Consider the following 24,775-nt stretch of genomic DNA (forward strand, 5'->3'; position numbering starts at 1 on the left):
CACATTTTTGCGTTATACAGGAACCTCGCCCTGGAGAATGAGGTGCTGTATGACATCCCTGACTCGTCCGCGTGTTGAGTTTATCTCAACGATACTCCAGACCGTGCTGAACCTCGGTCTGCTGAGCCTTGGCCTGATCCTGGTCGTGTTTCTGGGTAAAGAGACGGTGCATCTGGCGGATGTGCTGTTCGCACCTGAGCAAACCAGCAAATACGCGCTGGTGGAAGGCCTGGTGGTCTACTTTCTCTACTTTGAATTTATCGCCCTGATTGTGAAGTACTTTCAGTCCGGCTTTCACTTCCCGCTGCGCTATTTTGTCTACATTGGCATCACCGCCATTGTGCGGCTGATCATCGTCGATCATAAATCCCCGCTCGACGTGCTGATCTACTCGGCGGCGATCCTGCTGCTGGTGATCACCCTCTGGCTGTGCAACTCAAAGCGGCTGAAACGCGAATAAAAAAAGGGCGCTCCGAAGAGCGCCTAACAACAGTCACAAGTTGGTTCAATACAATACGTCTAAAGTTGAGGGTTGCAGTGGCATAACAGATGAAACTTAACCTTTCACACCGCCCGCCGTCAGGCCGTTGACCAGCCAGCGCTGGGCCAGCAGGAACACCACGGTAATCGGGATGGCAGAGAGGACGGCCGCCGCGGCAAAGTCGCCCCACAGGTAGTTTTGCGGGTTGAGGTATTGCTGCATACCGACGGCCAGGGTGTAGCTGTTCACATCGCGCAGTAACAGAGAGGCGACCGGTACTTCGGTGATCGCCGCGATAAACGACAGGATGAACACCACCGCCAGAATCGGCACCGACAGCGGCAGCAGCACCAGACGGAACGCCTGCCACGGGGTGGCGCCATCCAGCGCGGCGGCTTCTTCCAGTGAACCATCGATGGTTTCGAAATAGCCCTTGATGGTCCACACATGCAGGGCGATGCCGCCAAGATAGGCGAAGATCACGCCGCCGTGGGTGTTCAGGCCGATAAACGGCACGTACTGGCCCAGACGATCAAACAGGGCATACAACGCCACCAGTGACAGCACCGCCGGGAACATCTGGAAAATCAGCATCCCTTTCAGCAGGGTCGCTTTGCCAGGAAAACGCATACGGGCGAAGGCGTAAGCACAGGTGGTGGAGAGCGTCACGATGCCGATGGCAGTGATGGTCGCCACTTTTACCGAGTTCCATAGCCACAGCAGCACCGGGAACGGCGGGGGAGTGACGCGGCCATCCGCGTGTTCCACACTGAAGCCCAGCGCGAGTTTCCAGTGCTCCCAGGAGATTTCATCCGGGATTAGGCTCCCGGTGGCGAAGTTCCCCGAACGCAGGGAGATGGCGATAACCATCAGCAGCGGGAACATGATCGCCGCGATGAAAATCAGCAGGCCTAAGTGCGTCGCGAGGAGGCGCAGTTTCTGAGATTTGGGTTGTACCATAGCCATGTTCAGTGCCCTCCTTAGTCAAATTTCATACGTGTAGCTTTCAGGTTCACGATCGCCAGGGCGCCCACCAGCAGGAAGATCAGGGTGGCAATCGCCGCCGCCAGTCCGAAGTCCTGGCCACCGCCGCCTTCGAAGGCGATACGGTAGGTGTAGCTCACGAGCAGGTCGGTATAGCCTGCCGGCGTGGTGGTGCCGAGACGGTCCGGACCGCCGTTGGTCAACAGCTGAATCAGCACAAAGTTGTTAAAGTTAAAGGCGAAGCTGGCAATCATCAGCGGCGTCAGCGGCTTAATGAGCAGCGGCAGGGTAATTTTGAAGAAGTTCTGGAACGGACCCGCGCCGTCCATCGCCGAGGCTTCGTACAGGTCGTCCGGGATGGCCTTCAGCAGCCCCATGCACAGGATCATCATGTACGGATAACCGAGCCAGGTGTTCACGATGATAATCATCGAGCGAGCGGTGGTCGGGTCGCTGAACCAGGCCGGTTTGATGCCGAACAGCGCGCTCAGCATCATGTTGATTTCACCGAAGCTCTGGTTAAACAACCCTTTGAAAATCAGAATCGAGATGAACGATGGCACGGCGTACGGCAGAATCAGCAGCACGCGGTAAATCGCTTTCCCTTTCAGGGACTCCCACTGGACCAGACAGGCCAGCACCATGCCCACGGCCACGGTCAGGATCACGGTCAGGATGGAGAAGACTACCGTCCAGACGAAGATGGCGAAGAACGGTTTCTGGATGCCTTCGTCGGTAAACACGCGGGTAAAGTTATCCCAGCCGATGGTAACGGTATAGCCCGGGCTGAGCTTGTCGTCGCCCCAGCTGCCGTCGGCATTCACCGACTGATAGAAACCAATGTCGTTATTCGGACGGTACTTCACGCCGCTCTGGTTGTTGGTCAGCGTGCCGTCATCCGCCAGAGTATAAAGCGGCTGCGTGCCGGAAAACTGGCGCAGCGAGCTCATGGTTACTTTGCTGTCATCGGGCAGCACAGCGGTGAGCTGGGTCAGCGCCTGGCGATTTTGAGTGATGATACGCAGGTTGGCACGTTCACCTTCTGGCAGGGCCGCGGCCTCTTTTAAGACCAGCTTCTGCTCGCCGCCAAATTTGAACGCGTCGGAAAGATAGTTTTTGCCGCTCTCACCGTCAGTGAGCGCTAACTTCCACTCATCTCCCGCAGGATACAGGCCGAAGTTAAAGGTTTTACCCGCCTGATAAGAACGATCCAGAAGCACCTGGGTGGCACGCTCCTGCGCGAGCTGGTTGGTGCTGCTGTAGTTAGTAAAGGCAATCGCGATGGTGCAGATCAGCGGAAAGAGGACAAACAGCCCCATCCCGGCAACACCGGGGTAGACATAGCGCCAGGCATACGCTTTACGGTTGGCGAAAATATACAGGCCAACCGAGCTTAAAATCAGCGTCATGATGGCAAAAAGGTATTCCCCTTGCACGTACATTAAAACAACAAGGTAACCCACCAGCAGACACAGCAGACCTATCACTGACCACTTCAGTGCGTCGCTTTGCCACCAGCGTTTCTTTTTAATGACATCCATGGGGTTCTTCCTCTACAACGGTGGAAACTTATCGTCAGGTGGCGCTGCGCTTACCTGACCTACGGATCGTGCCGTAGTCGTAGGGCGGGTAAGCGCACGCGCCACCCGCCGTTTTTCAGACTTACTTAGTAATACGACCCTGAGCATCTTTCAGCGCGGCATCAACAGTCTGGCGACCGCTTGCAGCGTTGATGACGGCGGTACGGGTGGCGTACCAGAACGCAGCCATCTGTGGGATGTTCGGCATGATTTCGCCTTTTTGGGCGTTATCCATGGTGGCCGCAATGCGTGGATCTTTCGCTAACTGATCCTGGAAGGATTTCAGCGCAACGGCGCCCAGCGGTTTGTCCTTGTTCACTTCATCCAGACCCTGATCGGTCAGCAGGTAGTTTTCCAGGAACTCTTTCGCCAGCTCTTTGTTCGGGCTGGCGGCGTTGATACCCGCGCTCAGCACGCCAACAAACGGTTTAGACGGCTTGCCGTTGAAGGTTGGCAGCAGGGTCACGCCGTAGTTGACTTTGCTCTTGTCGATGTTGGTCCAGGCCCACGGACCGTTGATGGTCATCGCGGTTTCGCCTTTGTTGAACGCCGCTTCCGCGATGGAGTAGTCGGTATCCGCGTTCATGTGTTTGTTCTTAATCAGGTCAACCAGGAAGGTCAGGCCTTTTTTCGCGCCCGCGTTGTCCACGCCCACGTCTTTCACGTCATATTTGCCGTTTTCAAACTTGAACGCGTAGCCGCCGTCGGCAGCAATCAGCGGCCAGGTGAAGTACGGCTCTTGCAGGTTGAACATCAGAGCGGATTTACCTTTCGCCTTCAGCTCTTTATCCAGAGCAGGGATCTCTTCCCAGGTTTTCGGTGGATTTGGCACCAGGTCTTTGTTGTAAATCAGTGACAGGGCTTCAACCGCGATTGGGTAAGCGATCAGCTTGCCGTTATAGCGAACGGCGTCCCAGGTGAACGGGAACAGTTTGTCCTGGAAGGCTTTGTCTGGCGTGACTTCTGCCAGCAGGCCAGACTGCGCGTAGCCCCCGAAACGGTCATGCGCCCAGAAGATAATGTCCGGACCATCGCCGGTTGCCGCAACCTGCGGGAACTTCTCTTCCAGTTTGTCCGGGTGTTCTACGGTGACTTTGATACCGGTGTCTTTCTCGAATTTTTTGCCCACTTCGGCCAGACCGTTATAGCCCTTGTCGCCGTTAATCCAGATAACCAGCTTACCTTCTTCAATTTTGGCGAGAGCCGGTGCGGAAATCATCATTGCTGCGAGGGCGGACAATGCGAAAACGCGTGCGCCAGTCTTGATCTTCATATCTGCCATCCTTTATTGGTGATGTGCTCGTGGATACATAAGGTGGTTCAACGTGACTCAGTCTCCTTATTTGACATCCTCTTTCCATCCTCCCAGTCCCTACGCCCCACCCCCTGTTTGTGTGATCCCTGTAACATAAATTTAAGTTATGAGTGCTGGCGCACATAAAAACCCACTGAATTTTGCAGGCCGCTTCACGATTTTCGCCTTTGCCCCTCCGCTGCGGTCGCAGAGCCTGCTCTCTCATCCTCCCGCCTCCTCCCCCATAAAAAAGCCGGGGGGTGGAGGATTCACGAAAGTAATGGAACACGCATAGTGAACTTATCTTGAATGTTTCTGTCGGTGACAGGTTGTAACGAAGGGAGAAGGGCATGGCGAGCGTACAGCTGCGTAATGTAACGAAAGCCTGGGGCGACGTTGTGGTGTCAAAAGACATCAATCTGGACATCCACGAAGGTGAGTTTGTGGTGTTCGTTGGTCCATCAGGCTGTGGTAAATCTACTCTGCTGCGTATGATTGCCGGTCTTGAAACCATCACCAGTGGCGATTTATTTATTGGTGATACCCGAATGAACGACATCCCGCCAGCTGAACGCGGCGTGGGCATGGTGTTCCAGTCTTATGCGCTTTATCCGCATCTTTCCGTTGCCGAGAACATGTCCTTTGGCCTGAAGCTGGCCGGCGCGAAAAAAGAGACCATTAACCAGCGCGTCACCCAGGTGGCGGAAGTGCTCCAGCTGGCACATCTGCTGGAGCGTAAACCGAAGGCGCTCTCCGGTGGTCAGCGTCAGCGTGTGGCGATCGGCCGTACGCTGGTGGCCGAGCCGCGCGTGTTCCTGCTCGATGAACCTCTCTCTAACCTGGATGCCGCCCTGCGCGTCCAGATGCGTATCGAAATCTCCCGTCTGCACAAGCGCCTGGGACGCACGATGATTTACGTCACCCACGATCAGGTCGAAGCGATGACGCTGGCCGACAAAATCGTGGTACTGGACGCCGGTCGCGTGGCGCAGGTGGGCAAACCGCTGGAACTGTATCACTACCCGGCAGACCGCTTTGTTGCGGGCTTCATTGGCTCGCCAAAGATGAACTTCCTGCCCGTAAAAGTGACCGCGACGGCAATCGAACAGGTACAGGTGGAGCTGCCAAACCGTCAGCAAGTCTGGCTGCCGGTCGACAGCGCCAACGTACAGGTGGGGGCCAATATGTCCCTCGGTATCCGCCCTGAGCATTTACTGCCGAGCCACATCGCTGATGTGACGCTGGAAGGTGAAGTTCAGGTCGTCGAACAGCTTGGTCACGAAACACAGATTCATATCCAGATCCCCGCCATCCGTCAGAACCTGGTCTACCGCCAGAATGACGTGGTGTTGGTAGAAGAGGGTGCCACATTCGCTATCGGTTTGCCGCCAGAGCGTTGCCATCTGTTCCGTGAGGATGGCACTGCATGTCGTCGGTTGCACAAAGAGCCAGGCGTTTAAGCATTCCAATTACAAAGAAAAGCAATGATCTCAGGAGATAGAATAATGATTACTCTGCGCAAACTTCCTTTGGCAGTTGCCGTCGCAGCGGGCGTAATGTCTGCTCAGGCACTGGCAGTGGATTTCCATGGTTATGCTCGTTCTGGTATCGGCTGGACGGGTAGTGGCGGTGAACAACAATGTTTCCAGGCAACAGGCGCACAAAGTAAATACCGTCTCGGTAACGAATGTGAAACCTACGCCGAACTGAAACTGGGCCAGGAAGTGTGGAAAGAAGGCGACAAGAGCTTCTATTTCGACACCAACGTAGCGTACTCCGTGGCACAGCAGAATGACTGGGAAGGTACCGATCCGGCGTTCCGTGAAGCTAACGTGCAGGGTAAAAACCTGATTGAATGGCTGCCTGGCTCTACCATCTGGGCCGGTAAGCGCTTCTATCAGCGTCATGACGTACACATGATCGACTTCTACTACTGGGATATCTCTGGTCCTGGTGCCGGTATTGAAAACATCGATCTGGGCTTCGGTAAACTGTCTCTGGCAGCGACGCGTTCCCAGGAAGCTGGCGGTTCTTATGCCTTCAGCAGCCAGAACATCTATGACCGTACCAAAGATACCGCGAACGACGTATTTGACGTGCGTTTAGCGGGCCTGGAAACTAACCCGGACGGCGTGCTGGAACTGGGTGTGGATTATGGCCGCGCGAACACGACCGACGGCTATGATCTTGCCGACGGCGCGTCGAAAGATGGCTGGATGTTCACCGCTGAACATACCCAGAGCATGCTGAAAGGCTATAACAAGTTTGTGCTGCAGTATGCGATGGACTCAATGACCACGCAGGGTAAAGGTCTGAGCCAGGGTTCCTATGGTTCTTCCAGCTTTACCATCACGAATCCTGATGGCACGACGACCAACTACGCCAACGATGTGATTAATAACAACGGCAGCCTCTGGCGCATTCTGGACCACGGTGCAATCACCCTGGCCGACAAGTGGGACCTGATGTATGTCGGTATGTACCAGAAACTCGACATGGATGATAACCAGGGGAGTGACTGGTGGACCGTGGGTGTACGTCCGATGTACAAATGGACGCCAATCATGAGCACCCTGCTGGAAGTGGGCTACGACAACGTCAAATCCCAGGAAACCGGCGATCGCAACAGCCAGTACAAAATCACCCTGGCGCAACAGTGGCAGGCTGGCGACAGCATCTGGTCTCGTCCGGCCATCCGTGTCTTCGCAACCTACGCGAAGTGGGATGAGAAATGGGGCTACGCGAAGAACGGTAACGGCGATGCCACCCGTTACGCGATCTCTGACTCCACCGGTAACGGTCGATTCTCTACCAGCCGCGGCGATGACGATGAGTTCTCCTTCGGCGCCCAGATGGAAATCTGGTGGTAACCGCATCCTGATCTGACGATGTAATCTGGGGGGCGAAAGCCCCTCAATTCCTGAGGTACTGCGCGCTATTGCCTGGCCACCGCAGTGCTTACGCTTTCTGAGGTGATAACAATGAAAATGAAGAAAAATCTCGTCGCGCTGTGCCTGTCAGCGGGTCTGCTGGCCTGTGTGCCTGGCGTTACGCTCGCTGACGTCAATTATGTCCCGCAGAATACCAGCGCAGCGCCTGCCATTCCGACAGCCGCTCTACAGCAATTAACTTGGACGCCGGTGGATCAGTCCAAAACGCAGAGCACACAGCTTGCGACGGGTGGCCAACAGCTCAATGTGGCTGGCATTACCGGGCCGGTAGCCGCCTATAGCGTACCGGCTAATATCGGTGAGCTAACGTTGACTTTATCCAGTGAAGTTAACAAACAGACCAGCGTTTTTGCGCCGAACGTTCTGATCCTCGATCAGAACATGACGCCTTCCGCCTATTTCCCCAGCAGCTATTTTACCTATCAAGAGCCGGGTGTAATGAGCGCGGACCGCCTGGAAGGGGTAATGCGTCTGACCCCGGCGCTCGGGCAGCAAAAGCTCTACGTACTGGTCTTCACCACTGAAAAAGATTTGCAGCAAACCACCACTCTGCTCGATCCGGCAAAAGCCTATGCCAAAGGGGTTGGTAACGCCATTCCCGATATTCCCGATCCGATTGCGCGCCATACCACCGACGGCCTGCTTAAGCTGAAGGTGAAAACCAACAGCAGCTCCAGCGTACTCGTAGGCCCACTGTTTGGCTCATCTGGCCCGGGTCCGGTAACGGTGGGTAATACTGCCGCGCCTGTGTATGCCGCGCCAGCCGCAGCACCAGCCGCAGCCCCGGCCCCGGCGAAAAAAGCCGAGCCGGTGCTTAACGATACTGAAACTTACTTTAACAACGCCATCAAGCAGGCAGTTAAAAACGGCGATGTCGATAAAGCGCTGAAACTGCTTGATGAAGCCGAGCGTTTAGGTTCAACCACTGCCCGTTCCACCTTTATCAGCAGTGTAAAAGGCAAGGGGTAACCGTCTCCCCACAGTGCTGATTTTGTTAGTCGTTTGGTGCGCCTTCGCGGGCGCACTTTTTTTGGCTAAGTTGCACCTTTGTTGCGATAGTGATCGTTAAATTCTGTTTGTCCGTCCTCATTTTGCCAATCTGCGATACAATGCTTTTACGTTATGTATCGGAGAGTCTGGCATGTCAAACCCCGCGCTAACGCAGCTGCGTGCGCTACGCTATTTCGACCACATCCCTGCGCTTGACCCGGAGCAACTGGACTGGCTGTTGCTGGAAGATTCCATGACAAAACGTTTTGAGCAACAGGGTAAAACGGTCACGGTGACGATGATTCAGGAAGGGTTTGTCTCGCCTGCGGAGATTGCCAGCGAGCTGCCGCTGCTGCCGCAAGAAGAACGCTACTGGCTGCGTGAAATTTTACTGTGTGCAGATGGCGAGCCGTGGCTTGCCGGGCGGACGGTGGTTCCTGAGTCTACACTTTCCGGGCCGGAGCTGGCATTGCAACGCCTCGGCAAAACGCCCCTGGGGCGCTATCTGTTCACCTCGTCTGAACTGACCCGTGATTTTATTGAAATTGGTTGCGATGCCGATTTGTGGGGGCGCCGTTCCCGCCTTCGTTTGAGTGGCAAGCCGTTAATACTGACGGAACTCTTTTTGCCTGCATCGCCGTTGTACTAAGAGGGAGAAAAAATGGAGTGGAGTCTGACGCAGAATAAGCTGCTGGCCTATCACCGCCTGATGCGTACTGATAAACCCATTGGCGCGCTGCTGCTGCTGTGGCCGACCTTATGGGCGCTGTGGGTTGCCACGCCGGGCGTACCGCCGCTGTGGATCCTGGCGGTGTTTGTGGCGGGTGTCTGGCTGATGCGCGCTGCGGGCTGTGTGGTCAACGACTATGCTGACCGGAAATTTGATGGACATGTTAAGCGCACCGCGAATCGTCCTTTGCCGAGCGGTCAGGTGACCGGGAAAGAGGCGCGCATCCTGTTTGTGGTGCTGGTGCTTCTCTCTTTCATGCTGGTGTTAACCCTTAACACCATGACCATTCTGCTGTCCGTCGCTGCTCTGGCGCTGGCCTGGGTCTACCCATTTATGAAGCGATACACCCATCTGCCGCAGGTGGTATTGGGTGCGGCATTTGGCTGGTCGATTCCCATGGCGTTTGCCGCGGTCAGCGAGTCCGTTCCGCTCAGCTGCTGGCTGATGTTCCTGGCGAATATTCTCTGGGCCGTTGCGTACGATACCCAATACGCGATGGTCGATCGCGATGACGATCTCAAGATTGGCATCAAATCGACGGCGATCCTGTTTGGCCGTCACGACAAACTGATCATCGGCATATTGCAGGTGGCGGTGCTGGCGTTGATGGTGGCGATTGGTCGCCTGAACGGGCTGAACTGGGAGTTTTACTGGTCCGTGCTGGTGGCGGGTCTGCTGTTTGCGTATCAACAGAAGCTGATCGCGAAGCGCGAGCGTGAAGCCTGCTTTAAAGCGTTTCTGAATAATAACTACGTCGGGCTGGTGCTGTTTATGGGGCTGGCGATGAGTTACTGGTCATAAAAAAACCGGGTGGCGGCTTCGCCTTACCCGGCCTACGATTTAGCAGAACATGTAGGCCGGGTAAGCGTTAGCGCCACCCGGCTTTAACATCACTCGCCCTGCGTCGAACTCTCAATCGTTAAACGCACATCCGCGGTAATCAGCTCTGCCAGCATCTGGTAAACCTTCATCGTCTCTTCCGGCTCAGCATCGCCCGTATCGCTAATGTAACCTTCGTCGCGCAGCGTCAGCACCAGGGAGCTGAATACCGCTTTGTCGAAGAATTCCGGGGCGTTAATGCCATGCAGAACGGACAGGCGCTGGGCCAGCGTCCGACTCTCTTTTTCCAGCGTACCGCGGTTGATTGACGGGTTAGCACTCAATAACCAGAAGGTAATGGCGTAGCGCTGCAACGTCTCACGCGCACCGGAAGCCAGGAGCTGCAAGGTTCGGGAACGTGACGGATTGATATGCAGTTCGTCATCACTGATGGTAATCAGCCCCTGACGACGCATCTCTGCGGACATTTTATCGAGCTCTGCCGCCAGCTCATCCTTACTCCAGCGCAGGAACAGCTCCGCTTTCAGCATCGGATAGATGGCCTGAATATGGCGCAGCAGCTCCTGACGCGAAATACGGCGGTGCTGGGTAATAATGGCTGCCATCAGTGACGGCAGCATCAGCATGTGCGTGATGTTATTACGGTAGTAGGTCATCAGCACGGCCTGCTCGCGCGGCAGAATGATGATGTCACCAATCGTATCTTTCTCGACTTCGAACTTGTTCATCTGCAACGCGTGATCGATCAGTTCGCTGGCGGTGGCAGACGGCACGGTCGAATCCACGGAATACGGCACGTTGCGCATGATATCCAGATAGCAATCAATCTGCTCGGTCAGCTGCTCGCGAGTCAGTGAACGCTGGCGAGAGGCCAGAAGCGCGGTACAACACAGGTTCATGGCGTTTGCCGCACCAGCATTGTTGATGCGTACCATCAGCTCGGATGCAATGCCGTTGACCGTTGGCGTCAGCCAGGCCGGACGTACCGCTTCGATAGGATCAATAGACTCGCGCCACTCCGGAACATGATGGTTCAGATACGTCATCAGCGGCAGGGGCTCGCCAAAGTTCACGTAGCCCTGGCCGAGATTGCGCAATTTACTCAGACCACGCAGCATCTGCGGCAGACTCTCTTTCTCTTTGGTCGCACCGCGCAGCTCTTTCGCGTAGGTGCCCACTTCCATCACGTGTTCATAACCGATGTAAATAGGCACCAGCGTAATAGGACGCGTACCGCCACGCAGCATGGCCTGAATGGTCATCGACAGCGTGCCGGTCTTCGGATCGAGCAGACGACCGGTACGGGAGCGACCGCCTTCAACAAAGTACTCCACGGAATAACCGCGGCTGAACAGCTCGCCCAGATACTCCCTGAAAACGGTGGAGTAGAGCTTGTTACCCTTGAAGGTACGACGAATGAAGAACGCACCCAGACGGCGGAAAATCGGACCTGCTGGCCAGAAGTTCAGGTTGATACCGGCAGCAATATGCGGCGGCACCAGGCCCTGGTGATAGAGCACGTAAGAGAGCAGCAGGTAGTCCATGTGGCTGCGGTGGCAGGGCACATAGACAATCTCGTGGCCGTCGTGCGCTAACTGACGCACGCGCTCGGCGTTGTGGACGTTAATCCCCTGATAGAGGCGGTTCCATGTGAAACCGAGAATACGGTCAGAGAGACGAATCATCTCGTAGGAGAAGTTCGCGGCGATCTCTTCCATCAGCGCGATTGCGTTCTGCTGCGCTTTCTCGTGCGAAATCTTCTTGCTGCGCGCTTCATCTTCTACGGCACGGGCAATCGCTTTGGAAGCCAGCAGCTTGTTGAACAGATCCTGACGCGCCGGGAGACGTGGCCCAACGGCCGCCAGACGCTGACGTGCAAAGTGCATACGCGCAACGCGCGCCAGCTTTTGCGCAATGATTTTGTCAGTGCCGTGTTCATCCGCCATGCGGCGCAGTGAAACGGAAGGCGAGAAGCGGACAAAGCTGTCGCGTCCCAGCCAGGAGACGGCGAAGAACTTCTGAATGCCGTTGAGCATACGCAGCGGCGGGTTCTCTTCCCCTTTTTCACGCCCCGGACGACGGCCAAACATCACCGACACCGGCACCATCTGCACGTCCAGATCGGGGTTGCTGCGGTGCAGATCGAGGTAATCATGGAACAGCTTAATGGACTCTTCTTTCGGCGTGTAATAGGTGAACACGCGCGGTCCGCCATGGATGAACACGTAGCGCGGCAGCAGCGTACCGTCGACTTCCAGCGGTTCAAGCGGGTCAGGTAAATCGTGCGCCAGACATTGAGCGCGAAGCGTCAGCAGGTCTGCCTTCGAGTTATAAGGCAAAACGTACATAATAGGGCGCGACGTATCGAGCCCTAATTCCAGCGCAGGTTCTGCTGGGATAGACTTACTTTTTACCAGTACGCTTAATGGTAAATTAAGTAATTTGTAGTAAATTCGTGGCCAGCCGGACATAAACGATGTAAAGCCTCTGGTTAATAATGCAATTGCGGCGCAAGGATAACAGAAAGCGCGCAAAATTTCTGTTGTTACCCGTCATACTTCAGGTCGCAGCAAAACGCGCTGCGGCTTTAGTTACTGACGCTATTTATCATAAAAGGTTCTTTTAATGGCCAATAATACCACTGGGTTAACTCGAATCATTAAAGCTGCCGGTTATTCATGGAAAGGTTTCCGCGCCGCATGGGTTAATGAAGCCGCTTTCCGCCAGGAAGCGGTTGCCGCAATCGTTGCCGTTGTCATCGCCTGCTTCCTTGATGTTGATGCTATCACCCGCGTACTGCTCATCGGATCTGTCCTTCTGGTGATGATAGTGGAAATTCTGAATAGCGCTATTGAGGCCGTTGTTGACCGAATCGGGTCGGAATTCCATGAACTGTCTGGCCGGGCGAAAGACATGGGTTCCGCTGCCGTACTGCTGTCGATTATCACGGCGGCGATCACCTGGGTCACGCTACTTTGGTCGCATTTCCGATGAGCCTCGAGGAATAATTAAGTCCCTGGTTTTTTGTGCAGTTTTTGGTTCCAAAATCGCCTTTGACTGTATATACTCACAGCATAACTGTATATACACCCAGGGGGCGGTATGAAAGCGTTAACGACCAGGCAGCAAGAGGTGTTTGATCTCATTCGGGATCATATCGGCCAGACGGGTATGCCACCCACGCGTGCAGAAATTGCGCAGCGTCTGGGCTTCCGTTCTCCTAATGCTGCCGAAGAGCACCTTAAGGCGCTTGCGCGTAAGGGCGTGATTGAGATTGTTTCCGGCGCCTCACGCGGCATCCGTCTGCTGGTGGAAGAAGAGAGCGGTATTCCGCTGGTGGGTCGCGTAGCCGCAGGTGAACCTCTGCTGGCGCAGCAGCACATCGAAGGGCACTATCAGGTTGACCCAGGCATGTTCAAGCCGAGCGCCGATTTCCTGCTGCGCGTTAGCGGAATGTCCATGAAAGATATCGGTATTCTTGATGGCGATCTGCTGGCGGTACACAAAACGCAGGACGTGCGTAACGGGCAAGTCGTGGTGGCGCGCATTGATGATGAAGTGACGGTTAAGCGCCTGAAAAAACAAGGCAATACCGTGCAGCTTCTGCCTGAAAACAATGAATTCTCCCCGATTGTGGTGGATCTCCGCGAGCAGAGCTTCTCTATTGAAGGGCTGGCGGTCGGCGTTATCCGCAACGGTGAATGGCTGTAATCTCTTCCTGACAGGCTGTAGTTCCTCTACAGCCTGGCCTGTTTTCTGATTCCGGTAATTTCCATGGCATTGCTAACTTCTGCCGATAAGGCGTTGTGGCGTCTTGCGCTACCGATGATTTTTTCCAATATTACCGTTCCTCTGCTGGGGCTGGTGGATACGGCAGTTATCGGGCATCTCGATTCGCCGATTTATCTCGGCGGCGTCGCGATCGGCGCAACGGCGACCAGCTTCCTCTTTATGCTGCTACTTTTTCTGCGCATGAGTACGACAGGCCTGACGGCCCAGGCGTATGGTGCAAAAGATCCCCTGCGTCTGGCGCGTGCGCTGGTTCAGCCGCTCATTCTGGCGTTCGGTGCTGGCGCGTTAATCGTTCTGTTGCGTACGCCGCTGATTGATCTTGCGCTCCATATTGTAGGCGGCAGCGATGCCGTACTGGAACAAGCCCGTCGGTTCCTCGAAATTCGCTGGCTCAGCGCGCCCGCTTCACTGGCAAACCTGGTCCTTCTGGGCTGGCTGCTGGGCGTGCAGTACGCCCGCGCGCCAGTGATCCTGCTGGTGGTGGGCAACCTGCTTAACATTGTGCTCGATCTCTGGCTGGTGATGGGACTGCACATGAACGTCCGGGGCGCGGCGCTGGCTACGGCAATTGCCGAGTACGGGACGCTGCTGATCGGTTTGGGGATGGTCTGGCGCGTGCTGGTGATGCGCGGTATCACCCTGGATCTGCTGAAATCGGCCTGGCGCGGCAATATGCGTAAGCTGCTGGCGCTTAATCGCGACATCATGCTCCGTTCGCTCCTGCTGCAACTCTGCTTCGGCGCATTAACCGTTTTTGGTGCGCGTCTTGGGCCTGAGATCGTCGCCGTCAACGCAGTGCTCATGACGTTACTGACCTTTACCGCTTACGCGCTGGATGGTTTTGCTTACGCCGTCGAGGCGCATTCAGGGCAGGCTTATGGCGCGCGTGAAAGCGGCCAGTTACGCGAAGTCTGGCGTGCAGCCTGTCGTCAGGCGGGTCTGGTGGCGCTGGTCTTTGCTCTGGTTTACGCCTGTTTTGGTGGGCATATTGTCGCGCTTCTCACCTCGTTGCCCGCGCTACGTGAGCTGGCCGATCGCTACATCCTCTGGCAGGTAGTATTACCGGTGGTGGGCGTGTGGTGCTATTTGCTGGACGGCATGTTTATTGGTGCGACGCGAGGGGCGGAGATGCGCAACAGTATGGCCGTCGCTGCGGCGGGGTTCGGCCTGACGCTGCTGACCTTGCCGTATCTCGGCAATCATGGTCTGTGGCTCGCGCTGGCGGTGTTTCTCTCACTGCGTGGCCTTTCGCTGGCCGTTATCTGGCGTCGTCACTGGCGAAACAATACCTGGTTTCCAGCCCCGCACGATATATCGTAACGGTTAAAGATTCCGAATATAAAAATAAATGCCGAATCCTTAACTACAATAATAATCACGTCCAGCAGAAAAGAACGAAGCGGACGATACTCATAGACGCTTAACACGAGGACACGATTATGAATAAAGATGAAATCGGCGGCAACTGGAAGCAATTCAAAGGTAAAGCGAAAGAACAGTGGGGTAAGCTGACAGATGACGATATGACCGTCATTGAAGGTAAGCGCGATCAGCTGGTAGGTAAAATCCAGGAGCGCTACGGTTACGAAAAAGATCAGGCGGAAAACGAAGTCAAAGACTGGGAAACCCGTAACGACTACCGCTGGTAACCGGTACTATCCCCAAGGGCGGCCCTGAGCCGCCTTTTTCTTTGGCTTTAACGCGGCTTTTTCTTCACCAGGATAGAGTGATCGTGCTGACAGTCATCCTGATGACGGCATGACTCCACCTCCACGCAGGCAGAACATAAGCCGTGGGCTTCAATCACGTTATGGCGCAGCGCAAAGCCCATTCTGGCTGCCAGCGTATGCATAATATCTTCCACACCTTCCGCACACTCTTCCTTCACCACACCACAGCGATCGCAGATAAACATGGCGGACGTGTGAGTAGGCTGGTCAAAAAGATGGCACAGCACATAGCTGTTTGTTGATTCCACTTTATGCACAAACCCTTGCTCCAGCAGAAAATCCAGCGCCCGATAGACGGTCGGCGGTTTTGCCTGCGGCTCGCTTTCACGCAGCAGGTCGAGCAGATCGTAAGCGCTGATGGCACCCTGTTGCAGGCTCATCAGACGCAGTACCTCAAGGCGCTGCGGGGTCAGGCGCACATTGCGTTGCGCACAGAGCTTTTCAGCTTGCGCTAACAGCTCCTTTGTGGACTTGTCCATCGGGCACCTCGGATGTGGTAAGGGGTGAAAACCCTCACTTTATCATGTTCTGCTAAAAACACCGAGATCCGCCAGGCTGTGCTATACCTGACGCATCGCAAATCGGGAGATCGCATGATGAAAAGACCTGACTGTATTCGGCACTGGCGGGACGTGGAAGGCGCCGATGACGCAACGTATCCGGACAGCAATGAACGGTTTTCTATTGGCGCGCCGCTGGCCCGCAAGCTGGGACTCGGCCGCATTGGTATTCACCATGAACGGCTGCCGCCCGGACGCCGTACTTCTTATCCGCATGCGGAAAGCGACGAAGAGGAGTTTGTTTACGTTCTGGAGGGTTACCCTGAGGCCTGGATCAATGGTTATCTGTGGAAGCTTGAACCCGGAGACAGCGTGGGATTTCCTGCCGGCACGGGCGTGTGCCATACCTTTATCAACAACACCGATGAAGAGGTGCGCTTACTGGTGGTGGGTGAGGCTAATAAAAAACATAACCGCATCTACTATCCCCTCAATCCGGTGTATGCCGTGACGCGCGAAGACCACTGGGTAGACCATCCGCCTCAGTTTTTTGGCCCGCACGATGGAAAACCTGGGCGAAAATAATTTCCTCTTCTATAAATATTGATGGTCGTCACACATTAGAACAGGCCGGGATGGAATTTAACTTAGGGAAATAGCGGGTCTTTTTGTACTTATTCACAGCAATAGTTCGTTCCTGTTTGGGTGATAACAGACAGGGTTAACTAATAACAAACTATTTACGAGCACACTGTGAAAAAACATTTTAAATTTTCGATGGTTAGCATTGCTGTCTCCTTTTTTATGGCAAATCAGGCGGGAGCAGCCAATACCTGGACGGAAGCGCGTAGCGACGCAATGGGCGGAACGGGTGTCGCGGCAGGGAGCTATGGCAGCGGGGCGTTAATCAACCCCGCGTTACTGGCAAAATCTAAGCCCGAGGATGATGTGACGGTCATTTTGCCGTCCGTTGGCGTGCAGGTGACCGATGAAGACAATCTTCAGGACGAGATTGATACCATTAACGATAAAATCAATCATTACAAGGACGTGGTTGATAGTCTGACCCCCATTGATATCATCACGAATCCATTAGGTTCGATCAATCAGTTCCAGGGCGCAGCGAAAGATCTCGCTGATGAGCTGGACTACCTGAAAGGCAAAACCGCACACGCCACCGCAGGGGCGGGGATTGCCGTCAGTATCCCTAACGATGTCCTTTCCGTGGCCTTTATGGCCAAAGGCTATGCACATGGCCGCGTCAGCTCTTCAATCGATCAGCAGGACATTGATTATCTGCGCGGTATACAACGAAGCGATGCGGTGGCTGCCGGTGTGGCGCTGGATGCCGCGCTAAACGGTTCCGATCAGATCACCAAAAACCTTAACTCTACGGCGTCTGGTCGGGCGGCGATTGTGTCCGACTACGGTATTGCGGTAGCCCGTCAGTTCGATCTTGGCGGCGTTCCGGTTTCCGTTGGCGTCACGCCGAAGCTGCAAAAAACCTGGCTCTATAACTACACCACCTCAATCTACGATTACGACAGTAATAAGTGGAACGACAGCCGCTACCGTACCGACGACACTGGCTTCAACGTTGATGCCGGTATTGCTGCTGATTTCGGTGAAAACTGGACGGTCGGCGTGAGCGGGCAAAACCTGATGTCGCGCGATATCGATACCAAAGATATCCGCATTCGCAACGGGCGCACGGGAGAGGTGGTGAGTTATAAAGACACCTATCAGATCCGTCCGCTGGTCACTGCCGGGGCCGCCTGGCACAACGATCTGGTCACGCTGACCGCAGATGGCGATCTGACCGAAACCAAGGGCTTTAAAAGCGAAGACACCTCCCAGTACGTTGGCGTCGGTGCCGAAGTCACGCCGCTGAGCTGGCTGGCAGTACGCGCCGGTTATCGTGCGGATATGAAAGGGAACGACAGCAACGTCTTTACCGGCGGTGTCGGTTTCGCGCCGTTCAACTCCGTCCACGTTGACCTGATGGGGCTTTATGGCGAAGACGAGACCTGGGGCGCAGGGGCACAGTTGAGCATGACGTTCTAAAGTACACCGGAGGCGCTGCGCCTCCGGCTTTTCTTTGTGCTATAGTAGCGCCCCTTTTCCACCAGATGCTTAAAAGTTCGCCATGTCGTCAGAATTTCAGACCGCTTTCCCTGCACATCGTTTCTCCATTGCGCCAATGCTCGACTGGACGGACAGACACTGCCGCTATTTCCTGCGTCAGCTCTCCCGCCATACGCTGCTATACACCGAAATGGTCACTACCGGCGCAATTATTCACGGCAAAGGCGACTATCTGGCGTACAGCGAAGAGGAGCATCCGGTTGCGCTGCAACTCGGTGGCAGCGATCCGGCTGCGCTGGCGCAGTGCGCGAAGCTGGCCGAAGAACGCGGCTATGACGAGATTAACCTCAACGTCGGTTGTCCGTCCGACCGTGTGCAAAACGGCATGTTCGGCGCGTGTCTGATGGGAAATGCGCACCTGGTGGCGGACTGCATCAAAGCGATGCGCGACGTCGTCTCTATCCCGGTCACGGTCAAAACCCGTATCGGCATAGACGACCAGGACAGCTATGAGTTTCTGTGTGATTTCATCAACACGGTATCAGGGAAGGGTGAATGCGAGATGTTTATCATCCACGCCCGTAAAGCCTGGCTCTCAGGCCTCAGCCCGAAAGAAAACCGCGAGATCCCGCCGCTGGACTACCCGCGCGTGTACCAGCTGAAACGCGACTTCCCACACCTGACCATGTCGATCAATGGCGGTATTAAGTCGCTGGACGAGGCCAAAGCGCACCTCGAACATATGGATGGCGTGATGGTCGGACGCGAGGCGTATCAGAATCCGGGCATTCTGGCGACGGTTGACCGGGAAATCTTTGGCGTTGAGGGTGCTGACACCGATCCCGTGGCCGTAGTGCGCGCCATGTATCCGTACATTGAGCGCGAGCTGAGTCATGGTACGTATCTGGGCCACATTACCCGCCATATGCTTGGCCTGTTCCAGGGCATTCCTGGCGCGCGCCAGTGGCGTCGTTATCTCAGCGAGAACGCGCATAAAGCCGGTGCGGATATTGAGGTACTGGAACACGCGCTGCGTCTGGTTGCGGATAAACGTTAAATTTCGCTAAAAGATGGTCAAATACGCCACGCCCTGCAACACATTGCGGGGCGTTTTGCTTTCAGAACAACAACTTATTTTTGGCATGATTCTTGTAATGATCGCAGCATCATTCGGGAACTCGTGGGAGAGCACCATGCTGGAACTACTTTTTGTGATTGGCTTCTTTATCATGCTGATGGTCACGGGCGTGTCGCTGCTCGGTATTCTGGCCGCGCTCGTTGTGGCCACGGTGGTGATGTTTGTCGGCGGATTATTTGCCCTGACGATTAAACTCTTGCCGTGGTTACTTCTGGCGATTGCGGTGGTATGGGCCATACGGGCGATTAAATCACCAAAACTGCCGACTTATCAGCGTAATAACCGCTTCCGTTACTAAGGTATTGAGGGGTACGTCACATACCTGCAACTTTTCCGGCAGCAATCTTTAGAACAGAATAGGATTTACTTATCGAATCTGTCACTATGGCTGCCGCTAAAGAATTCATCGAGCTGTACCCTACATACAGCCGAACTAAAAAAAAGAAAGGGCTTCCCATGGGAAGCCCAATTTCTTTTTATGGCTCAGGGAATTAACAGACTTGAGCCCTGGGTTGCCCGGCTCTCCAGCACCTCATGCGCACGTTGCGCATCGGTCAGCGGATATTTCTGCGCTTCTGCCACATCCACTTTGATCACCCCGCTGGCGATCAGCGAGAACAGCTCGTTGCTGGCTTCCTCAAGTTCTTCCCGATTAGTGATGTAACCTTGCAGGGAAGGGCGGGTGACATACAGCGACCCTTTCTGATTCAGAATGCCCAGGTTCACGCCGGTGACAGCCCCGGAGGCGTTACCGAAGCTCACCATCAGCCCGCGACGTTGCAGGCAGTCCAGCGAAGATTCCCAGGTGTCTTTCCCCACCGAGTCATACACCACGCGTACCTTTTTGCCGCCAGTGATCTCTTTCAGCCGCTCAACGATGCTCTCTTCCCGGTAGTTGATCACCTGCCATGCGCCCGCGTCCAGCGCGCGCTGCGCTTTTTGCGCGCTGCCTGTGGTGCCGATCAGCTTCGCCCCCAGGGCTTTCGCCCACTGGCAGGCAATCAGCCCTACGCCACCTGCGGCTGCGTGAAACAGGAATTGCTCGTCAGGCTTAATTTCGTAGGTTTTGCGCAGCAGATAATAGACCGTCAGCCCTTTCAGGAATGAGGCGGCAGCCTGCTCGAAGCCGATCGCATTTGGCAGAAGCGCCGCTTTCTCGGCCGGAACGTTATGGATGGAGCTGTAAGCGCCCAGCGCCGACTGCGCGTACACCACGCGATCGCCTTCCTTAATGTGCTTAACCGCGCTGCCCACTTTGCTGACGATACCGGCCGCCTCGGTGCCCAGTCCGCTCGGCATCGACGGAGGCGGATAGAGACCGCCGCGAATATAGGTATCGATGTAGTTAATGCCGATTGCTTTGTTTTCAACCTGGATTTCGTTCTCGCCAGGTGCCGTGGGGGTAAACTCCACGGCTTGCAGTACGTCTGGCCCGCCATGTTTCTGGAACTCAATGCGTGTTGCCATGCTCCCTCCGTTAGAAAATTATGGTAATCTTTCGACCCACTCTTTATCTCGGTAACTCCATTCACTATGGCAGGAAACAAACCCTTCAACAAACAGACTGAACCCCGTGAACGTGATTATCAGGTCGCCGGGTTAAAAGTCCCGCCGCACTCGATTGAAGCGGAACAGTCGGTGTTGGGCGGTTTAATGCTGGATAACGAACGCTGGGACGACGTCGCCGAGCGCGTTGTTGCGGAAGACTTCTATACCCGCCCGCACCGCCACATCTTTACGGAAATGGCGCGTTTGCAGGAGTCGGGCAGCCCAATCGACCTGATTACGCTCGCAGAATCGCTGGAGCGTCTGGGACAGCTCGACAGCGTCGGCGGATTTGCCTATCTGGCAGAACTGTCAAAAAACACGCCAAGTGCCGCGAACATCAGCGCTTACGCTGATATCGTCCGTGAACGTGCCGTTGTCCGCGAGATGATCTCGGTGGCGAATGAGATCGCCGAGGCCGGTTTCGATCCCCAGGGGCGCACCAGCGAAGATCTACTTGATCTTGCCGAGTCCCGGGTCTTTAAAATCGCCGAAAGCCGTGCGAACAAAGACGAAGGCCCGAAAAACATCGCCGATGTGCTCGACGCCACCGTTGCGCGTATTGAGCAGCTTTTCCAGCAGCCGCACGATGGCGTGACGGGGGTGAACACCGGTTATGACGATCTCAACAAGAAAACGGCAGGTCTTCAGCCATCGGATTTGATTATCGTCGCGGCGCGTCCGTCGATGGGTAAAACGACATTTGCGATGAACCTCGTCGAAAACGCAGCGATGTTGCAGGATAAACCGGTTCTTATCTTCAGTCTTGAGATGCCCTCAGAACAGATCATGATGCGTTCTCTGGCATCCCTGTCGCGCGTGGATCAGACCCGCATCCGTACCGGTCAGCTCGACGATGAGGACTGGGCGCGGATCTCCGGCACCATGGGGATTTTGCTGGAAAAACGGAACATCTATATTGATGACTCCTCCGGCCTGACGCCGACGGAAGTGCGCTCCCGCGCGCGCCGTATCGCCCGTGAACACGGTGGCATCGGCCTTATCATGATTGACTACCTCCAGCTGATGCGTGTTCCGTCGCTTTCCGACAACCGTACGCTGGAGATTGCCGAAATTTCCCGCTCGCTCAAAGCGTTAGCCAAAGAGCTGCACGTGCCGGTGGTGGCGCTGTCGCAGCTAAACCGTTCTCTGGAACAACGTGCAGACAAGCGCCCGGTCAACTCCGACCTGCGTGAATCCGGCTCCATCGAGCAGGATGCCGACTTAATCATGTTCATCTACCGTGATGAGGTTTATCACGAGAACAGCGATCTGAAAGGGATCGCCGAAATTATTATTGGTAAGCAACGTAACGGCCCCATCGGTACGGTACGTCTGACCTTTAACGGCCAGTGGTCGCGTTTCGACAACTATGCCGGTCCTCAATATGATGATGAGTAATTTCTAAGGAATTCAAATGCAAGCGGCAACTGTTGTGATTAACCGCCGCGCTCTGCGACACAACCTGCAACGTCTGCGAGAACTGGCGCCCACCAGTAAGCTCGTTGCAGTCGTGAAAGCGAACGCTTACGGACACGGTCTTCTTGAGACCGCGCGAACGCTCCCCGATGCCGACGCTTTTGGCGTCGCCCGTCTCGAAGAAGCTCTCCGCCTGCGCGTAGGTGGAATTACGCAACCGATTCTGCTCCTCGAAGGCTTTTTTGAAGCCTCGGACCTGCCGACCATTGCCGATCAGCACCTGCACACGGCGGTGCATAACGAAGAACAGTTGGCCGCGCTGGAAACGGCCGAACTGAGCGAGCCGGTCACCGTGTGGATGAAGCTCGACACGGGCATGCACCGCCTGGGCGTGCGCCCGGAGAATGCCGAAGCGTTTTATCAGCGGCTGTGCCAGTGCAAGAACGTGCGTCAGCCGGTGAATATCGTCAGCCACTTTGCCCGCGCCGATGAGCCTGAATGCGGCGCAACGGAACAGCAGCTTGATATCTTCACCACCTTCTGCGAAGGCAAACCGGGGATGCGCTCCATTGCGGCGTCCGGCGGCCTTCTGCTGTGGCCGCAGTCGCACTTCGACTGGGCGCGTCCGGGGATTATCCTGTATGGCGTTTCCCCGCTTGAGAACAAACCCTGGGGACCGGACTTCGGCTTTAAGCCGGTGATGTCGCTGGTTTCAAAGCTGATTGCCGTGCGTGAGCACAAAGCAGGCGAGCCGGTAGGTTACGGCGGCACCTGGACGAGTGAGCGCGACACGCGGCTTGGCGTGGTAGCGATGGGCTACGGCGACGGCTATCCACGCGCCGCGCCAACGGGCACGCCGGTGCTGGTCAATGGTCGCGAAGTGAAGATTGTCGGCCGTGTGGCGATGGACATGATTTGTGTCGATCTGGGACCCGACGCGCAGGATAGAGCGGGGGACGATGCGGTGATGTGGGGCGAAGGCCTGCCGGTAGAGCGTATTGCTGAAATAACAAAAGTGAGTGCTTACGAACTTATTACGCGCCTTACCTCAAGGGTCGCGATGAAATACGTCGACTAATCACAGTATCCGGGAAGGGATATGTCACCATCTGAAATGGCTGCTTGTCTGGCCTATGCGCTCTCTGTCTGGCTGGCGGCCAGAAACAATATCAACACGTGGTGGATCGGTATTCTCGGCAGCGGGCTATACGCTTGGGTCTTCTATTCAGTGCAGCTCTATGCTGATGTTACCCTACAGCTCTTTTTCATTATCACGAGCATAACGGGTTGGGTGCACTGGCTGAAAGGAAACCGCGGAGAGGTATTGCCGGTGCGGCGAACCCGCCCCAGACATTTTCTCCTTCTGCTGGCCTGTGCCGTGGCAGTAGCGGCACTGTACGGGCTTTTATTGCATCGGTATACCAACGCCTGGGCGCCCTGGCTGGACTCCATTATTTTAACCTTCAGCATCCTGGCGCAGTTCATGCTAATGGGCCGACGCCTGGAGAACTGGTACGTCTGGCTTGCCGTCAATACCCTTGCCGTGCCGCTGTATGCGATGAGGGGCCTGCATTTGACCGCGGTTCTGTATCTGGTGTTCTGGTTTAACGCCTGGCACGGTTTATATCAATGGCGTAAGGAGATCCGCGCGCGATGAAACCTTACGCAGAGGGTCTGATTGTCGGCAAGTTCGCGCCCTTACACGCAGGACATGAATTGCTTATCAACGCTGCGCTTGCCCGGTGCGAGACGGTGTTTATCATCAGCTATTCGCTACCGGAAATGCCGGGGTGCGAACCCGAAAAGCGCCTTCAGTGGCTACAGACGCGTTTCCCGCGGTGTCGTCACCTGGTGTTTTCGCCAGAGATCGCGGCGGGCCATGATATTGAACCGCCGCCGCCCAACGACGCAGATGCCGATCGCCACCGACACTACGTGGCTGCCCTATGCGAACGCTTCTTTCACTGCCGACCGGACGCCGTATTCACTGCGGAGGATTACGGCGATGGCTTTGCCCGCGTATTAAGCCAGCGTTTTGGCAAACCGGTCACGCACGTGCGGCTTCAGCGCCCGGAGGGCCCTGATGCGCCCTCAGGCACGCTTATTCGCTCTGATGTTCATCGCTACCGCGAGATGCTCTCGGCGGAGGTTTACCGGAGTTTTGTCTTTCGAATTTGCTTATTGGGCGGCGAGTCGACGGGCAAAAGCACGCTTTCCCGGGCGTTGGCAGCAGCGCTTAACGCGCCCTATGTCGCTGAGTTCGGGCGCGAATACTGGGAAGAAAAGAACGGAGTACTGGAATGCGACGATCTCCTGCATATTGCGCGCGAGCAGGTGCGGCGTGAGGACGCAGCCAGCACGGCGCCTTATCTGATTTGTGATACGTCGCCCTTAACCACGCTGTTTTATACCCTCGACCAGTATGGCTCGGCGCCTCAGGCGCTGCACGACTTAGCCGGGCGGGACTACTCGCTGGTTGTACTGTGCGGCGATGAATTTCCCTTTGTACAGGACGGTACCAGGCAAGGCGCGGCGTTTCGCCGCAGGCAGCAGTCGTGGTATATCGCTGAACTGGCGCGCCGAAACATCCCGTATTTACGCGTCACAGGGTCGACGTCTGAGCGTATCGAACAAATTCGTGGGCATATCCAGGAACGGTTTTCATAACCTTCTCGACCTTCTCCTGCTTCCGGTTTATTGTTGAAAATCCTGCCTC

Annotated in this window: 24 protein-coding genes; 18 read left to right on the plus strand and 6 right to left on the minus strand. The window is 55.6% G+C overall.

Annotated features, from left to right (window positions below):
- Positions 1 to 49: 49 nt before the first annotated feature.
- On the plus strand, positions 50 to 460 hold the full coding sequence (psiE, locus tag ACQG2Q_RS01475; RefSeq protein WP_000202963.1) for a phosphate-starvation-inducible protein PsiE: 411 nt from the start codon (positions 50 to 52) through the stop codon (positions 458 to 460).
- A 96-nt stretch (positions 461 to 556) separates the two neighbouring features.
- Here the strand turns inward: psiE and malG are convergent, their stop codons facing one another.
- The 3 genes from malG to malE form a co-directional block, all read right to left on the minus strand.
- Positions 557 to 1,447 carry a maltose ABC transporter permease MalG gene (gene malG / locus ACQG2Q_RS01480; protein WP_003860332.1) on the minus strand — a complete coding sequence of 297 codons (891 nt, stop codon included), beginning with the start codon at positions 1,445 to 1,447 and terminating at the stop codon, positions 557 to 559.
- A 14-nt stretch (positions 1,448 to 1,461) separates the two neighbouring features.
- Positions 1,462 to 3,006: a maltose ABC transporter permease MalF gene (gene malF / locus ACQG2Q_RS01485; RefSeq protein ID WP_023299085.1), complete on the minus strand. Its 1,545-nt coding sequence runs from the start codon at positions 3,004 to 3,006 to the stop codon at positions 1,462 to 1,464.
- A 121-nt stretch (positions 3,007 to 3,127) separates the two neighbouring features.
- Positions 3,128 to 4,318, minus strand: a complete 1,191-nt coding sequence (malE, locus tag ACQG2Q_RS01490; protein ID WP_022646733.1) for a maltose/maltodextrin ABC transporter substrate-binding protein MalE — start codon at positions 4,316 to 4,318, stop codon at positions 3,128 to 3,130.
- A 371-nt stretch (positions 4,319 to 4,689) separates the two neighbouring features.
- Here malE and malK point away from each other — a divergent pair, with 371 nt between their 5' ends.
- From malK to ubiA, 5 genes are all read left to right on the plus strand, one after another.
- Positions 4,690 to 5,799 (plus strand): maltose/maltodextrin ABC transporter ATP-binding protein MalK, encoded by a 1,110-nt coding sequence (gene malK / locus ACQG2Q_RS01495; protein WP_003860329.1) that lies wholly within the window; start codon positions 4,690 to 4,692, stop codon positions 5,797 to 5,799.
- A 42-nt stretch (positions 5,800 to 5,841) separates the two neighbouring features.
- Complete coding sequence (locus ACQG2Q_RS01500) at positions 5,842 to 7,209, plus strand: maltoporin (RefSeq protein WP_032621777.1); 1,368 nt, start codon at positions 5,842 to 5,844, stop codon at positions 7,207 to 7,209.
- A 111-nt stretch (positions 7,210 to 7,320) separates the two neighbouring features.
- Positions 7,321 to 8,259 carry a maltose operon protein MalM gene (malM, locus tag ACQG2Q_RS01505; RefSeq protein WP_022646735.1) on the plus strand — a complete coding sequence of 313 codons (939 nt, stop codon included), beginning with the start codon at positions 7,321 to 7,323 and terminating at the stop codon, positions 8,257 to 8,259.
- 172 nt (positions 8,260 to 8,431) lie between these two features.
- On the plus strand, positions 8,432 to 8,929 hold the full coding sequence (gene ubiC, locus ACQG2Q_RS01510; protein ID WP_063850399.1) for a chorismate lyase: 498 nt from the start codon (positions 8,432 to 8,434) through the stop codon (positions 8,927 to 8,929).
- Positions 8,930 to 8,941: 12 nt separating this feature from the next.
- Complete coding sequence (gene ubiA / locus ACQG2Q_RS01515; protein WP_023305257.1) at positions 8,942 to 9,811, plus strand: 4-hydroxybenzoate octaprenyltransferase; 870 nt, start codon at positions 8,942 to 8,944, stop codon at positions 9,809 to 9,811.
- A gap of 89 nt (positions 9,812 to 9,900) precedes the next feature.
- Here the strand turns inward: ubiA and plsB are convergent, their stop codons facing one another.
- Positions 9,901 to 12,321, minus strand: coding sequence for a glycerol-3-phosphate 1-O-acyltransferase PlsB (gene plsB / locus ACQG2Q_RS01520; RefSeq protein ID WP_023299088.1), 2,421 nt, complete (start codon positions 12,319 to 12,321; stop codon positions 9,901 to 9,903).
- A gap of 154 nt (positions 12,322 to 12,475) precedes the next feature.
- Here plsB and ACQG2Q_RS01525 point away from each other — a divergent pair, with 154 nt between their 5' ends.
- The 4 genes from ACQG2Q_RS01525 (at position 12,476) to ACQG2Q_RS01540 (ending at position 15,291) form a co-directional block, all read left to right on the plus strand.
- Positions 12,476 to 12,844, plus strand: coding sequence for a diacylglycerol kinase (locus tag ACQG2Q_RS01525; protein ID WP_006810487.1), 369 nt, complete (start codon positions 12,476 to 12,478; stop codon positions 12,842 to 12,844).
- 108 nt (positions 12,845 to 12,952) lie between these two features.
- Positions 12,953 to 13,561 (plus strand): transcriptional repressor LexA, encoded by a 609-nt coding sequence (gene lexA, locus ACQG2Q_RS01530; RefSeq protein WP_003860318.1) that lies wholly within the window; start codon positions 12,953 to 12,955, stop codon positions 13,559 to 13,561.
- A gap of 63 nt (positions 13,562 to 13,624) precedes the next feature.
- Positions 13,625 to 14,962, plus strand: a complete 1,338-nt coding sequence (gene dinF, locus ACQG2Q_RS01535) for an MATE family efflux transporter DinF (RefSeq protein WP_063850400.1) — start codon at positions 13,625 to 13,627, stop codon at positions 14,960 to 14,962.
- Positions 14,963 to 15,081: 119 nt separating this feature from the next.
- The gene (locus tag ACQG2Q_RS01540; RefSeq protein ID WP_003860314.1) at positions 15,082 to 15,291 is read left to right on the plus strand and encodes a CsbD family protein; all 210 of its coding nucleotides are present in this window, start codon (positions 15,082 to 15,084) and stop codon (positions 15,289 to 15,291) included.
- Positions 15,292 to 15,338: 47 nt separating this feature from the next.
- Here the strand turns inward: ACQG2Q_RS01540 and zur are convergent, their stop codons facing one another.
- The gene (gene zur, locus ACQG2Q_RS01545; protein WP_003860309.1) at positions 15,339 to 15,851 is read right to left on the minus strand and encodes a zinc uptake transcriptional repressor Zur; all 513 of its coding nucleotides are present in this window, start codon (positions 15,849 to 15,851) and stop codon (positions 15,339 to 15,341) included.
- Positions 15,852 to 15,968: 117 nt separating this feature from the next.
- Here zur and ACQG2Q_RS01550 point away from each other — a divergent pair, with 117 nt between their 5' ends.
- From ACQG2Q_RS01550 to pspG, 4 genes are all read left to right on the plus strand, one after another.
- A complete protein-coding gene (locus tag ACQG2Q_RS01550; RefSeq protein WP_022646741.1) occupies positions 15,969 to 16,457 on the plus strand; it encodes a cupin domain-containing protein in 489 nt (162 codons plus the stop codon).
- Between the two features lie 192 nt (positions 16,458 to 16,649).
- Positions 16,650 to 17,936, plus strand: coding sequence for a conjugal transfer protein TraF (gene traF, locus ACQG2Q_RS01555; protein WP_227414713.1), 1,287 nt, complete (start codon positions 16,650 to 16,652; stop codon positions 17,934 to 17,936).
- Between the two features lie 82 nt (positions 17,937 to 18,018).
- Entirely contained in the window at positions 18,019 to 19,014 is a 996-nt protein-coding gene (dusA, locus tag ACQG2Q_RS01560) for a tRNA dihydrouridine(20/20a) synthase DusA (RefSeq protein WP_003860304.1), read from the plus strand.
- Positions 19,015 to 19,150: 136 nt separating this feature from the next.
- Positions 19,151 to 19,393, plus strand: a complete 243-nt coding sequence (gene pspG / locus ACQG2Q_RS01565; RefSeq protein WP_017382623.1) for an envelope stress response protein PspG — start codon at positions 19,151 to 19,153, stop codon at positions 19,391 to 19,393.
- Positions 19,394 to 19,578: 185 nt separating this feature from the next.
- Here the strand turns inward: pspG and ACQG2Q_RS01570 are convergent, their stop codons facing one another.
- Positions 19,579 to 20,562: a quinone oxidoreductase gene (locus tag ACQG2Q_RS01570; protein WP_022646744.1), complete on the minus strand. Its 984-nt coding sequence runs from the start codon at positions 20,560 to 20,562 to the stop codon at positions 19,579 to 19,581.
- 66 nt (positions 20,563 to 20,628) lie between these two features.
- On the opposite strand from ACQG2Q_RS01570, the gene dnaB reads away from it, so the two are divergent.
- From dnaB to ACQG2Q_RS01590, 4 genes are read left to right on the plus strand one after another with little or no spacing between them, the layout of a single operon-like run.
- Positions 20,629 to 22,041, plus strand: coding sequence for a replicative DNA helicase (dnaB, locus tag ACQG2Q_RS01575; RefSeq protein WP_003860298.1), 1,413 nt, complete (start codon positions 20,629 to 20,631; stop codon positions 22,039 to 22,041).
- Positions 22,042 to 22,057: 16 nt separating this feature from the next.
- Positions 22,058 to 23,137 (plus strand): alanine racemase, encoded by a 1,080-nt coding sequence (alr, locus tag ACQG2Q_RS01580; protein ID WP_063850402.1) that lies wholly within the window; start codon positions 22,058 to 22,060, stop codon positions 23,135 to 23,137.
- A 21-nt stretch (positions 23,138 to 23,158) separates the two neighbouring features.
- The gene (gene pnuC / locus ACQG2Q_RS01585; RefSeq protein ID WP_038415071.1) at positions 23,159 to 23,716 is read left to right on the plus strand and encodes a nicotinamide riboside transporter PnuC; all 558 of its coding nucleotides are present in this window, start codon (positions 23,159 to 23,161) and stop codon (positions 23,714 to 23,716) included.
- On the plus strand, positions 23,713 to 24,726 hold the full coding sequence (locus ACQG2Q_RS01590) for an AAA family ATPase (RefSeq protein WP_063850404.1): 1,014 nt from the start codon (positions 23,713 to 23,715) through the stop codon (positions 24,724 to 24,726). Before pnuC ends, ACQG2Q_RS01590 begins: the two co-directional genes overlap by 4 nt.
- Positions 24,727 to 24,775 lie beyond the last annotated feature (49 nt).

Source organism: Enterobacter cloacae complex sp. 370H10, assembly GCF_050031535.1.
Classification (GTDB): domain Bacteria; phylum Pseudomonadota; class Gammaproteobacteria; order Enterobacterales; family Enterobacteriaceae; genus Enterobacter; species Enterobacter intestinihominis.

Bases quoted from the DNA above. Each gene is read 5' to 3' on its own strand.
- ACQG2Q_RS01590 (WP_063850404.1), top strand. From the start codon at position 23,713: ATGAAACCTTACGCAGAGGGTCTGATTGTCGGCAAGTTCGCGCCCTTA.
- dnaB (WP_003860298.1), top strand. From the start codon at position 20,629: ATGGCAGGAAACAAACCCTTCAACAAACAGACTGAACCCCGTGAACGT.
- malK (WP_003860329.1), top strand. From the start codon at position 4,690: ATGGCGAGCGTACAGCTGCGTAATGTAACGAAAGCCTGGGGCGACGTT.
- ACQG2Q_RS01540 (WP_003860314.1), top strand. From the start codon at position 15,082: ATGAATAAAGATGAAATCGGCGGCAACTGGAAGCAATTCAAAGGTAAA.
- lexA (WP_003860318.1), top strand. From the start codon at position 12,953: ATGAAAGCGTTAACGACCAGGCAGCAAGAGGTGTTTGATCTCATTCGG.
- pnuC (WP_038415071.1), top strand. From the start codon at position 23,159: ATGTCACCATCTGAAATGGCTGCTTGTCTGGCCTATGCGCTCTCTGTC.
- pspG (WP_017382623.1), top strand. From the start codon at position 19,151: ATGCTGGAACTACTTTTTGTGATTGGCTTCTTTATCATGCTGATGGTC.
- malE (WP_022646733.1), bottom strand. From the start codon at position 4,318: ATGAAGATCAAGACTGGCGCACGCGTTTTCGCATTGTCCGCCCTCGCA.
- ubiA (WP_023305257.1), top strand. From the start codon at position 8,942: ATGGAGTGGAGTCTGACGCAGAATAAGCTGCTGGCCTATCACCGCCTG.
- malF (WP_023299085.1), bottom strand. From the start codon at position 3,006: ATGGATGTCATTAAAAAGAAACGCTGGTGGCAAAGCGACGCACTGAAG.
- traF (WP_227414713.1), top strand. From the start codon at position 16,650: ATGGTTAGCATTGCTGTCTCCTTTTTTATGGCAAATCAGGCGGGAGCA.
- ubiC (WP_063850399.1), top strand. From the start codon at position 8,432: ATGTCAAACCCCGCGCTAACGCAGCTGCGTGCGCTACGCTATTTCGAC.
- ACQG2Q_RS01525 (WP_006810487.1), top strand. From the start codon at position 12,476: ATGGCCAATAATACCACTGGGTTAACTCGAATCATTAAAGCTGCCGGT.
- ACQG2Q_RS01570 (WP_022646744.1), bottom strand. From the start codon at position 20,562: ATGGCAACACGCATTGAGTTCCAGAAACATGGCGGGCCAGACGTACTG.
- ACQG2Q_RS01550 (WP_022646741.1), top strand. From the start codon at position 15,969: ATGAAAAGACCTGACTGTATTCGGCACTGGCGGGACGTGGAAGGCGCC.
- psiE (WP_000202963.1), top strand. From the start codon at position 50: ATGACATCCCTGACTCGTCCGCGTGTTGAGTTTATCTCAACGATACTC.
- malM (WP_022646735.1), top strand. From the start codon at position 7,321: ATGAAAATGAAGAAAAATCTCGTCGCGCTGTGCCTGTCAGCGGGTCTG.
- malG (WP_003860332.1), bottom strand. From the start codon at position 1,447: ATGGCTATGGTACAACCCAAATCTCAGAAACTGCGCCTCCTCGCGACG.
- plsB (WP_023299088.1), bottom strand. From the start codon at position 12,321: ATGTCCGGCTGGCCACGAATTTACTACAAATTACTTAATTTACCATTA.
- zur (WP_003860309.1), bottom strand. From the start codon at position 15,851: ATGGACAAGTCCACAAAGGAGCTGTTAGCGCAAGCTGAAAAGCTCTGT.
- dinF (WP_063850400.1), top strand. From the start codon at position 13,625: ATGGCATTGCTAACTTCTGCCGATAAGGCGTTGTGGCGTCTTGCGCTA.
- alr (WP_063850402.1), top strand. From the start codon at position 22,058: ATGCAAGCGGCAACTGTTGTGATTAACCGCCGCGCTCTGCGACACAAC.
- dusA (WP_003860304.1), top strand. From the start codon at position 18,019: ATGTCGTCAGAATTTCAGACCGCTTTCCCTGCACATCGTTTCTCCATT.